The sequence below is a fragment of the Pseudoalteromonas sp. S2721 genome (assembly GCF_005887425.1).
GTDB lineage: Bacteria > Pseudomonadota > Gammaproteobacteria > Enterobacterales > Alteromonadaceae > Pseudoalteromonas > Pseudoalteromonas simplex.
Window position 1 is genome coordinate 43,303 of the sequence record NZ_PNCZ01000030.1, and the last position, 9,776, is coordinate 53,078.

At 43.0% G+C, this 9,776-nt stretch carries 10 protein-coding genes; 2 read left to right on the plus strand and 8 right to left on the minus strand.

The genetic code is table 11. The features are described 5' to 3' along the window. Nucleotides 1–6: 6 nt before the first annotated feature. Together fliK and CWC02_RS12800 are read left to right on the plus strand one after the other, a co-directional pair. Nucleotides 7–2,631, plus strand: a complete 2,625-nt coding sequence (gene fliK / locus CWC02_RS12795) for a flagellar hook-length control protein FliK (RefSeq protein WP_249364105.1) — start codon at nucleotides 7–9, stop codon at nucleotides 2,629–2,631. A gap of 5 nt (nucleotides 2,632–2,636) precedes the next feature. Continuing rightward, nucleotides 2,637–2,945 carry an EscU/YscU/HrcU family type III secretion system export apparatus switch protein gene (locus CWC02_RS12800; protein WP_054553249.1) on the plus strand — a complete coding sequence of 103 codons (309 nt, stop codon included), beginning with the start codon at nucleotides 2,637–2,639 and terminating at the stop codon, nucleotides 2,943–2,945. A 17-nt stretch (nucleotides 2,946–2,962) separates the two neighbouring features. On the opposite strand, the gene CWC02_RS12805 is transcribed toward CWC02_RS12800, so the two are convergent. From CWC02_RS12805 to CWC02_RS12840, 8 genes are all read right to left on the minus strand, one after another. Continuing rightward, on the minus strand, nucleotides 2,963–3,367 hold the full coding sequence (locus tag CWC02_RS12805) for a DUF2802 domain-containing protein (RefSeq protein ID WP_054553250.1): 405 nt from the start codon (nucleotides 3,365–3,367) through the stop codon (nucleotides 2,963–2,965). Between the two features lie 15 nt (nucleotides 3,368–3,382). Next, complete coding sequence (locus CWC02_RS12810; RefSeq protein ID WP_054553251.1) at nucleotides 3,383–3,880, minus strand: chemotaxis protein CheW; 498 nt, start codon at nucleotides 3,878–3,880, stop codon at nucleotides 3,383–3,385. Between the two features lie 21 nt (nucleotides 3,881–3,901). Further along, nucleotides 3,902–4,660, minus strand: coding sequence for a chemotaxis protein CheW (locus CWC02_RS12815; RefSeq protein ID WP_055020708.1), 759 nt, complete (start codon nucleotides 4,658–4,660; stop codon nucleotides 3,902–3,904). 2 nt (nucleotides 4,661–4,662) lie between these two features. Beyond that, entirely contained in the window at nucleotides 4,663–5,433 is a 771-nt protein-coding gene (locus CWC02_RS12820) for a ParA family protein (protein WP_054553253.1), read from the minus strand. An 11-nt stretch (nucleotides 5,434–5,444) separates the two neighbouring features. Next, nucleotides 5,445–6,404 carry a flagellar motor protein MotB gene (locus CWC02_RS12825; protein WP_138599031.1) on the minus strand — a complete coding sequence of 320 codons (960 nt, stop codon included), beginning with the start codon at nucleotides 6,402–6,404 and terminating at the stop codon, nucleotides 5,445–5,447. Nucleotides 6,405–6,410: 6 nt separating this feature from the next. Next, nucleotides 6,411–7,175: a flagellar motor protein gene (locus tag CWC02_RS12830; protein WP_054553255.1), complete on the minus strand. Its 765-nt coding sequence runs from the start codon at nucleotides 7,173–7,175 to the stop codon at nucleotides 6,411–6,413. Next, nucleotides 7,168–8,328, minus strand: coding sequence for a protein-glutamate methylesterase/protein-glutamine glutaminase (locus tag CWC02_RS12835; protein WP_138618591.1), 1,161 nt, complete (start codon nucleotides 8,326–8,328; stop codon nucleotides 7,168–7,170). Before CWC02_RS12835 ends, CWC02_RS12830 begins: the two co-directional genes overlap by 8 nt. 62 nt (nucleotides 8,329–8,390) lie before the next feature. Next, the coding region (locus CWC02_RS12840; RefSeq protein ID WP_138618593.1) for a chemotaxis protein CheA at nucleotides 8,391–9,776 on the minus strand (1,386 nt) is incomplete at its 5' end.

Sequence of the window (9,776 nt, forward strand, 5' to 3'; positions counted from 1 at the left end):
AAAATAATGAATAAACAAAGCCAGTTGACTCTCAGCACTCAGCTTAATCTAGACCCAAAAGCAACCAGCAGTGCACTACAGCAATCACCTAATGATGCCTTGAAAATGCTGGCTGAGCAGAGCCTAACTGCTCGTAATATTGTGGTTGGTAAGCACAGTGTGCAAATGGACGTGCTAATCAATAACTCATGGCAAACACTGCGCTTATCAACAGAGCAAGAAAACCTCAAAACTGAGCGCTTTTTAGCGGCCAATATTCAATTAAGTAGTGATGGTAAACAGCTGACTATCACACCAGCACCGCTGACGATTACTCTTGGCAAAAGCCAGCAATTACAAGCACTACTGAACTTGCTAACGCAAGGGAGTGCAAATACAAATATGCCGCACCCAGCTCAGATTGCGCCAAGTAAACCTTTACTACAACTACCGGCATTAAAAGCTGAGTTTGCTCTTAATAATAGCCTGGTTGCTCTTTTAAAAGCTGAAGCACCGCTTAAAGCCATTTTGCTGCCTGCTACCAACCAACAAAATAGCTTTAATTTAAACATTATTAATCGCTTTGGGGATTCACTCCATCAGCAAAGTGTTAGCCAACAAAAAGTAGCTGAGTTGGTGGCTAAGCTAACCCCTGAAATGAATTTGAAATTAGCAGGGCAACAAGTACAGTTAAGCGTTGCAAACAAGCAAAGTAATGAATTAACTTTACCGCTACCTACAATATCGCCAAAACAAGCTAAGCAAATTCAAGCCCAGTGGCAATTTCATCCTCATGCATTAAAACTAACCCCCCAGCAAGTTAAAAATACTGTTGAACTTATAAATAAAGCGCCTGTGCAACAAATACTGTTAAAGAACTCGCTGTCAGAGACATTCAATCAAGCATTAAAAAGCCAAGCAGTTGAACCTAAGAAAACGTTGTTAGCACCATCGAGCAGCTCACATTCACCCATTAGCTCTTGGCTAAAAGACAGTTTTGCTGATTTAAAAACGCGTATTAGTGATGCAGTGCGCTATTTTGAAAAGCTTCCTGCTACCACTAAAGCGGCTGTTAACCAGTCAACCCATCAGCTGATTGAAAGCAAAAATACGATTAGCCAATTAGGTTTTAATGCTAATAAAATCAATATAGTAAAGTTTGCCGCTGCTCAACAAAGCACGCCAAAACTTGCTTCGTCTCAAGTGCTGCAAAAAGAAAGTAGGCCAGTTTCAGCAAATACGCCATTACCTGCGACTAAACACACAGAGCCATTAACCGAAAGTCAGCCTGCAAAGCAAGTTAGCTTACCCGTGAGTTATAACAAGGCTCCACCTTTAATACAGTTACTACAACGGATAAAAGTCAGTTTAGAGCCGCTTGTTAGCGCACAAAATCAAGCGACTCAGTTGGCTACAAACCATAGCAAAGCACAACACCCTGTATTGAGCATAGACAATGCTATGCAAAAAGCACCTGCAGACAACAAGTCAATTAACAGTTCTGTTAATACACTAAACTCTGACAAAGCAGCATCTGAACAGCTTGCCCCAGTTAAAAGTAGCCTCGCTAATTCAGAACTGAAAAAGATGAGTGAGCAAACTAAACAGCATAACTTCGTGACTCGAGCACCCAATGGGCAAACCGTAGGGTTACAAAAAGTTGTTCAACAGCAAACTCAATTACACGCCCCCTTCTTAGCAACAAAAGAGCCGAACTTGAGTCAGCCATTATTGCCGATAAGGCCAATCGAAGCCACGCTGATTGCTAAGCTATTACCGCTCCCTGAAAGTAAACCGTTAGCAAGTATGCCTCTGCCAGTGCAATTAACAGAGAAACTTGTAGCCCTGAGTGAGCAAAACACATCGCCTTCGGTAGATTTAAACAGGCTCGTTAATCAAGCATTTAATCGCATGATCTCGAGTCAAAACATGCACCCTACAACGATTGAACGAGAGCTTTTAAGTATCCTCAGGCCAACAGCACTGCCTAGTCAAACTCAGCAGGCAAGCTTCAGCCAAGGGTTAGAACAATTAGCAGTGGCTTCACTTGCCGCGCCAATTATTAATCAAGCACCAACCAACCTTAGTTTTAATAATCAAACTGGTCTTGATGCCTTACTGCAAGTGTTAGTGCCCAACTTTAAAGCCGTTAACGGCAATAAATTACTCGAGCAACTACAGCAGCCTGCGATGCAAGCCATGGCGGCTGAAGCCTCGCAACTGAAAAACACTCTAGCTCAGGTGCAAACAACGCCTATCAATCAGCAACAAGATAACAGTGCTTTAGCGCAGTTTTTCTTACCGATGAAGTTACCTCCTGAAACAGGGCAAACAGAAATCAGCTTAGGACAATATAAAAAGCCAAGTAAAAATAAACTCGAAGGTAAGAATGTCTGGTTTGTGCGCTTGAACTTTGATTATGCACAGCTTGGCAAGTTACAAATTACCGCAGAGGTGATGGATAAAGCAGTTGATTGCCAGTTGCTAGCGTCCTCACAAGAAGTGACAGCGCTTGCTCATCCGCATTTAGAAACACTACGCCATAAATTAGCAGGCCATGGTTTAAATGTAGGTGAGTTAAACTTGCAACAAGGGACATCAAACCACCAAGCTTTTTATAAATCCCATGCGATTATTAACATTAAGGTGTAATTTTTATGAGTGAACAAGCGGTGCATAAATCAGCAATTGGCTTACTCTACGAAGCGGGTAGCTCGCCACGAGTAACCAGTAAAGGCTTTGGTGAATTGGCTGAAGAAATCGTCAAACTTGCTGAGCAAAAAGGCATTTTGATACATCAAGATGCGGACTTAGCTCAAACCTTATCGCATCTTGAGTTAGGTGAAGAAATCCCGAAAGAGCTCTATTATGTTATTGCCGAATTAATTGCTTTTTCGTACGTATTACGTGGTAAGTTTCCACCGGGATGGCAAGACTTTCAAGGTAAGCTCAACATCAAAGCTTAGCTCAAATAAAAAAGCGCCTATTCGGCGCCTTTTTGTTTATGAAGTGACATGAGTAGCTCAGCTTCAGCTCTGGGTAATTCGCATTCACGAATTATTTCTTCTAAATCAGCGCCTAGCTCAACCATTTTAACCGCTCGCGAATAAATTTTCGCATTCGGATCATCATATTTTTGTGCATCTTGTAGCTGTTCAAGCTCTTTACTTTTTTCTTCAACAGCAACAACACGTTTGCCAATACTTAGCATGCCAGCTCGCATTTCAGCCACTTCGCTACGTAAAATACTCAATTGCTGTTGAGCTTCTTGTAACTGTTTTTGCTTAGCTTGAATCGCCGCCGCTTGCTTATTGTTATTGACAAAAATAAGCCCCAAACACACTAATACAAGTAAGATTGAGGCACCAAACAAAGAGTATAACAGCATATAATTTCCAAACGCTTATAGTGCGCTTAGCTCGTCCCACTCATCGTCATTTAATAATTTATTAAGATCAACCAAGATCAGTAACTCACCATCACGGTTAGATACACCTTGGATAAACTTAGCACTTTCTTCTGTGCCAATATTTGGCGCACTGTCAATTTCAGAGCTACGTAGGTAAACCACTTCAGCAACACTGTCGACTAAAATACCAATCACTTGCTTTTCAGCTTCAATGATAACGATACGAGAGTTATCAGTAACCTCAGCACCCATTAAACCAAAACGTGCACGCGTGTCGATAACAGTAACAACATTACCACGTAAGTTAATAATACCTAACACATAAGAAGGCGCACCTGGCACAGGAGCAATTTCGGTATAGCGAAGTACTTCTTGTACTTGCATTACGTTAATGCCGTACGTTTCTTCTTCAAGTTTAAAGGTTACCCACTGTAACACTTCATCGTTGCTATCAGCGTTTTTATTTGCTGACAGTAGTCTTTCTTCACTCATGCTATTACTCCGTAAAAATAGTTACTGCTCACGGCTGTCTAAGCCCTGCTCTAGCAATTGATTTAAATTTTCAACGTCAATCAAGGCGCACATTTTCTCTTTGATAACACCTGCAAGCCAAGGCCGCTTACCTGATTTTGCTCGCCATTTTACATCTTCTTTACGAAGCGTAATATTATTTACGAGCTTTTCAGCCAATAATCCCCATTGACTGTCACCTAAGGTGATTAAATACTGATAATCTAATGATTGTTCTAATTTTTCATCATACTTTTCTGGCATAACCCAACGTGCAGTATCAACAACATTTAGTTTTTCTTCACGGTTTAGCATGACACCTTTAAACCATTTTGGTTTACCAAATAATTGGTTAACCTCTGCCAGCTGATGAATTCCCCCTAATGCTTTTAACGGTACAGCAAGGGTTAACCCTGCAACCTCAAAGAATAATGCCTGAAATTCACCATCAAAATAGTCTTCTTGACGATCAGACGAGGTTTTTGCAACCAGTTCAGCTTTAGGTTCTGCGACTATATCTTTGATATTAGCTTGGTTCTCGGTTTTCTCAAGCTCTTTAGTCGGTTCTGGGGGTGGTAAAACAGGTTCTGGAGTAGGCTGAACGTCTGTCAGCTTTTCTTCTGTCTTAGTTTCAGGCTCTTTAACCTGCTCCAGCAGCTTTGCGACTGGCTCAAGATTTTGGTCTGTAGGCTCATCTTCACACAACAAAGCGCCCAAATATTGGGTCATCACTTTTTCATTGGCAAATAAATGCTTACTCATCTTTAACCTTGTGCAACTAAGTAATCAAGCAGGGCACGATAGGCAAAAACGCCACGCGAACGCGGGCAAAATTGAATCGGCACTTGCTGTGCTAAACTAGCATCTCTAAACTTTGTATCGACAGGAACCACGCCTGACCATACTTTATCTTTGTAATTATCCTGCAGAGTCTTGTAAGCTTCAAGTGATGCTTTAGTACGTTTATCGTACATTGTAGGAATAATTGTATATTGGTACTGTTTTGCTTGCGATGTTTGCATCAGCTCCATCGTACGCATCATACGATCAAGCCCTTTTAAGGCCAAAAATTCTGTTTGTACTGGTACTAAAATTCGCTCACTAGCTGCAAGAGCATTGACCATCAAAACACCTAAAACAGGCGGGCAATCAATAATTGCATAGTCATAATGGTCGCTAATTTTGGCAAGCGCTTTTTTTAGTATTAAGCCCATGCCATTTTTATTGCCCATGCTTCTATCAAGCGTCGCGATTGCCATCGTCGCAGGTAAGATATCTAGGTTTTCAAGTGTTGATGGACATAGAGCCTGCAAAATTTCTTCACTGGCCATGCTGTTACCACGCGCGAAAATATCATACACGCTGACTTCTAAGTCTTCTGAATCTATACCAAAATAATAAGTCAATGATGCATGCGGATCGGTGTCAATAAGTAACACGCGTTTTCCTTGTAAAGCGAGAATACCAGCAAGGCTAACGGCTGTTGTTGTTTTCCCTACCCCACCTTTTTGATTCGCTACGGTCCAAACTTTCACATCACACCTTATTATTGTTCATTGCGCGTGGTAATCCTAATTCCACCATGTGGTAATTGAATCACTTTAATGCTGTTATCATCGCTTGGCAACTCAATTTCTGTCGTCTGTTGCGGTTGGTTTTGTGACTCTTGTTCTGCGTTTTCTGGCTCTTGTGGTGGTAAACCATATTTAGACAACGCAACAACCACTTTGCGGTTTTCTGCGCGTCCTTGCTCAGTGTCATTACTTGCGAAAGGTGAATATTGCCCGTAACCTTCAATAGCCATACGCGCAGGGTTAATACCTAAACTCTCAAGCTCAACTAGGACAGATGTCGCCCTCGCTACAGATAGCTCCCAGTTAGAGCGAAACATCTCATTACGAATACCTTCGTTATCGGTATAACCACGCACACGAATGTAATTATCAACTGGTGCAATAATATCTTTCACTAAACTAACAACTTGTTTTGCACGCTGCTGTGCAACAGCACTGCCCGATGAAAACAACATACCAGAGCTTAATTCAATGATGAGCCAATCTTGATGAAGCTCTAAACTTGCTTCGCCATCACGAATTTCATCAATGAGCGCAGACTGTAATTTAGTAAGTAAGCTGTCGAGAGGCTTGCCGAGATGTTTTTTCTCAATATTGCTGGTTTCGCTTTGCCCATCGAGTAATTCAGGGCCTTGCTCATCTTTACGAATGCTCTCACCGTATAGAATATCGTTCTCAGGGCTGACTCTGTCAGTTAGTATGCCTGTGCCGTTAACCCCAGTGCCAACCTGTTGTTGCTGACGAGCAGACTTTTCAAACACCTGCTCTAGTGAATCTGAGAGAATTTGAAAATCTTCATTTTTACTAATTGCGATAGCATACATGACCACAAAAAAAGCAAACATGATGGTCATATAATCGGCATAAGAGACAAGCCAGCGTTCAGTATGTTGGTTTTTTGACGTGTTATGACGCAGACGACGGCGCATCATAATAAATTACTCGTCAACTAAGCTTGGGCGCTCTACTCGGTACGCCTCAAGTTTTAGTTCGATATTTAGTGGGCTTTCACCTTGCGAAATAGCAATAATGCCTTCAGCGAGTAGTTCATGATACAGCATTTTTTGTTCCACTTGCTGCTTAAGTTTATTCGCCATTGGCAAGAATAATAGATTCGCTAAACCAACACCGTAAATAGTAGCGATAAACGCAGTAGCAACACCGGCACCCAGTTTTTCAGGATCCGTTATAAATTGCATGGCCTGAATCAAACCGAGTACTGCACCTAAAATACCGATTGTAGGGCTATAACCGCCCATAGCTTCATAAACTCGACTTACCTCGAGTAAGCGTTCGCGTTCAAGCATTAAATCAATTTCAAGCGTATCTCTAAGCTTTTGCTCATCAATACCATCAACAAGTAGACTCAAGCCCTTTGCCGCATACGGGTCTGAGTGCGACAGCGCTTCCGACTCAAGGGCTAAGTAACCTTCTTGACGTGCTTTATGTGACCAACGCTTTACTTGCTCGATGGCTGCATCAATATCGTGATACGGCGGAAAAAACACCCAATGACTGATCTTAAGTGTTTTAGTAAAAACACTAGCAGGAGTCTGAAGCATGACAGCCCCAAGCGTACCGCCAAGCACGATGATAAGCGCAGGACCATTAAACAGTGCAGAAACAACCCCGCCCTCTAATGCATAACCAAAGGCGATGGCACTTACTGCGACAATTAAGCCAAGGAAAGACAGTTTATCCACAACCAGTCTCACGCGTTAAACGATTTGCAACATCTGCGAGCGCTAAGCTCTCGCTCGCCAGCCCCGCATTTGCAACAGCTTGTGGCATACCATACACCACACTGGTTTTTTCATCTTGCGCCCAAATAGTCGCACCGACTTGCTTAAGCATACGCGCACCATCACGGCCATCTGCGCCCATGCCCGTTAATACTACAGCTAGCACATCACCGCCGAAGGTTTTTGCAGCACTTGCAAAAGTCACATCAACACTCGGCTTGTAAGTAATACGCGGACTATCGTCTTCAAATACTCGCAGAGTGCGAGAACCACCACGCCCCTCTATTAGCATTTGTTGGCCACCTGGCGCTAAGTAAGCGGTGCCAGGCACTAAACGGTCACCATTTTGCGCTTCTTTAACATTGATTTTGCATAAGCCATTTAGCCTTGCAGCAAAAGCTGGCGTAAACGCAGCTGGCATATGCTGAATAAGCAAAATAGGATGTGGGAAATTAGCTGGCAGCTGAGTCAAAATTGTTTGAAGCGCCACAGGTCCACCGGTTGATGTACCGATAGCAACCAATTGATATTTCTTGCCCGAAGCGCGAATATTACTCGTATTCGATGACGATGCAGCCGGCGAACTTGCAGCAGCAGGACGACTAAAACTGCGATCAGGCTGGACAATACCGCTACTGCTTGTAGCGCCACTACTTCTTAGTGTAGGAGTCGGAGTTGATCTCGAAATAGGTGCTGGTCGCGAAAAACGAGAAATGCGACGGCGACCAATTTCTTTTACTTTATTTTGTAAAAGCGCGATTGCATCTTCATTATTGCGTGCAATGTCTTCGAACTTTTTCGGTAAAAAATCAAGGGCCCCAGCATCCAATGCATCGAGGGTTGCTGTTGCGCCATCACGGGTGAGTGATGAGAACATTAAAATAGGAGTCGGTGTTGCTGCCATTATTTCTTTCACGGCACTAATGCCATCAAGAACCGGCATTTCAACATCCATAGTAATTACATCAGGTTTTAATTCACGGGCTTTATCGACCGCTTCACGACCGTTTACGGCAAAACCAATTACTTGAATATTGCTGTCTTGCTCTAAAATTTCGCTGACTCTGCGGCGAAAAAAGCTTGAATCATCAACAACTAATACTTTGACTGCCATTGGCACTCTCTTGTTTTATATCACTTAAAGTGCAGTTAAACGCTGCACTTTATTATTTATTATTAGCCAACGTAGTGTTTAAGCATGCTAGGTACGTCGAGGATCAATGCAATCCCACCATCAGAAGTAATTGTCGCACCAGCCATGCCTGGCGTACCTTGCAATAAGGCATCTAAAGGTTTGATAACAACTTCTTCCTGGCCAATTAACGAGTCAACCACAAAGCCCACTTGTTTAGTACCGATTTGCACAATAACTACGTGACCTTCAGCTTTACGCTCTTGGCGGTTGGCACCTTTTACTAACCAATGTTGTAAATAGAAAAGCGGGATCGCTTTTTCACGCACAATTATTGTCAGTTGACCATCAACGACATTAGTTTTAGTTAAATCAAGATGGAAAATTTCACTCACACCAGCAAGTGGTAAAGCAAATGTTTGCTCGCCAACAATAACCATAAGAGTCGGTAAAATAGCCAGTGTTAATGGCACCTTGATTTCTAATACAGTACCTACACCCAGCTCTGACTGAATATTGACAGAGCCATTTAACTGGGTGATTTTTGTTTTTACTACATCCATGCCGACGCCGCGGCCTGAAATATCAGATATCTCTTCTTTGGTTGAGAAACCAGGCGCAAAAATTAAGTTGTAAGCTTCGGTATCCGACAAGCGGCTTGCTTGGTCGTGATCAATCACACCTTTGCTGATAGCAATTTTTTTCAACTTCTCAGCATCCATACCTGCACCATCATCACGAATGGTCAATAAGATATGATCGCCTTCTTGCGAAGCAGAAAGAGTGACTGTACCGGTACGTGGTTTACCCGCGGCTTCACGCACATCTGGCATTTCAATACCATGGTCAACCGAGTTACGAACTAAATGCACGAGCGGATCGGCAAGCGCTTCTACTAAGTTTTTATCTAAATCGGTTTCTTCACCAACCAGCTGCAGGTTAATGTCTTTTTTCAAGCTGCGAGCTAAGTCACGCACAACGCGTGGGAAGCGGCCAAATACTTTCTTAATTGGCTGCATGCGGGTTTTCATCACCGCACCTTGCAGGTCTGCAGTTACCACATCTAAATTAGAGATGGCTTTACCCATTGATTCGCTGTTACTGTTATTTGCAAGGCTAACCAAACGGTTGCGTACTAATACCAGCTCACCCACCATGTTCATGATTTCGTCCAAGCGCTTGGTATCAACACGAACCGTTGTTTCAGCTTGTGGTGGTGGCGCTTTTTTCGGTGCAGCAGAAGCAGCTGGTGCTTTTGCAGGAGCTGGAGCCGGTTTAGGTGCAGCTGCGGCAGGCTTAGGAGTAGGTGCCGGTTTTGATGCTGCAGGCTGTGCCGGTTTTGCAGGTTCAGCTTTAGGTGGTTCAGGCGCTTTTTCTGGCGCAGCCGTTTCTAAAGACTGTGGAGCTGTACCTTTACCATGTAATTCATC